We start from the raw sequence: 1,086 nt of genomic DNA on the forward strand, positions 1-1,086 counted from the left end.
AAGGAAGCCGCATCGAAATACGTAGAAATCTGGCAGTTGGATGAAACAACGTTTGTCGCCGGTAAAGGACATCGAAAGTCAGTCCAGCAGCGCCATTATGAAAAACTGAAGGAATATCTGTCAAAGCTGAATGAATATGTAGAAAAGATCCAAATCTGTGGAGATGGACGCAATAGCTATTCCAAGACTGATCATTCCGCTACTTTCATGCGAATCAAAAAGGACTATATGGGGAATGATCAGCTGCTCCCGGCGTATAATGTCCAGGTCGGTGTGGCGGATGAGTATATAGCGGTTGTTGATGTGAACCAATACCGGTCAGATATGGACTGTTTCATCCCCCTCATGAATAAGTTCCATGATATTTATGGATTCTACCCCAAATATCCGGTAGCGGATGCCGGTTACGGCTCTTATAATAACTATATTTTCTGTGAACAGAATGGACTGGAAAAATATATGAAATTCCCAATGTTTAAGAAAGAAACCACCGACAGAAACTATCATGAAGACCCATTCCGGGCAGTTAATTTCAAGATCGACGGAGATGGAAAAATGCGGTGCCCTAATGGAAAGGGATTCCATTTGCAGTACCGTAAGGCAATAAAAGGAAATGCGTATGGACGGGAAGAGGAAATTTATCAGTGCGAAGACTGCAGTGGATGTCCTTACGCGGAAAAATGCAAAAAGGGAGAAGGAAATCGTACCGTGCGTGTCAATCAGGAACTAACAAAGATGCATCAGGAGGTAATTGAAAACCTTGAGAGTATCCAGGGCGCGCTGCTTAGAATGAACCGTTCCATCCAGGCAGAAGGTACTTTTGGTATTATAAAAAATGACCGCTGGTATAAACGGATTGTGCGAAGAGGGATAAAATCCGTTCAACTTGAAGTATACCTTGTTTCACTGGGACACAATCTTTATAAATTCCACAACAAACAGATGAAAACAAAATCAGCTGCATAGATTTGAAAATCAACAAATTTATGGGGTAAGGGGGAAGTGCGCTTTTAGAGACTACTTCGTTTATGATTTTTTAGTTTAAAAGAGCGTGTGAAAAATGATTTCTCATTTTTTCACACGCCC

At 41.4% G+C, this 1,086-nt stretch carries 1 protein-coding gene; it reads left to right on the plus strand.

Annotation, left to right across the window (positions count from 1 at the left end):
• Positions 1 to 966 (plus strand): transposase (locus DXB18_RS16000; RefSeq protein WP_147355257.1); only part of this gene is annotated, 966 nt, incomplete at its 5' end.
• Positions 967 to 1,086 lie beyond the last annotated feature (120 nt).

Origin of the sequence: Clostridium sp. OM02-18AC, assembly GCF_003481825.1 — a bacterium.
In the GTDB taxonomy this organism is placed as follows: Bacteria; Bacillota; Clostridia; order Lachnospirales; family Lachnospiraceae; genus Brotaphodocola.